Origin of the sequence: Geomonas sp. Red32, assembly GCF_023652955.1 — a bacterium.
GTDB lineage: Bacteria > Desulfobacterota > Desulfuromonadia > Geobacterales > Geobacteraceae > Geomonas.
On record NZ_JAKLOY010000021.1, the window covers coordinates 1 to 647 of the forward strand.

Consider the following 647-nt stretch of genomic DNA (forward strand, 5'->3'; position numbering starts at 1 on the left):
ATCAACCTGAAGGACATCATCAAGGCGGGGATCCAGGAGCGCTTCCTGCAGCTTAGGAGCATGGGGATCAAGACCGTGATGATCACCGGCGACAACCCGCTGACCGCTGCCGCCATCGCCGCCGAGGCGCAGGTGGACGACTTCCTCGCCCAGGCCAAACCGGAGGACAAGCTCCGCCTCATCAAGGAGAACCAGGAGGCGGGCTTCATGGTCGCCATGACCGGCGACGGCACCAACGACGCCCCGGCGCTCGCCCAGGCGGACGTGGCGGTGGCGATGAACACCGGTACCCAGCCGGCCCGCGAGGCGGCCAACATCATCGACCTCGACTCCAACCCGACCAAGCTCCTCGACATCGTGGAGGTCGGCAAGCAGATCCTGATGACCCGCGGCAACCTGACCACCTTCTCGATCTCCAACGACGTGGCCAAGTACTTCGCCATCATCCCGGCCATGATGCTCTCCATCTACCCGCAGCTGAACGTGCTGAACGTCATGCGGCTGGCGAGCCCGCTGTCGGCCATCCTGTCGGCGGTCATCTTCAACGCCATCATCATCCCGATCCTGGTTCCGCTGGCCCTGAAGGGGACCAAGTTCCGCCCCATGCCGGCCGAGAAGCTGTTGATCAACAACCTGCTGATCTACGG

General features: G+C 63.8%; 1 protein-coding gene. It reads left to right on the plus strand.

The genetic code is table 11. The features are described from left to right. Positions 1 to 647: HAD-IC family P-type ATPase (locus L4X63_RS23545; protein WP_250681109.1), on the plus strand; the 647-nt coding region annotated here is incomplete at both ends.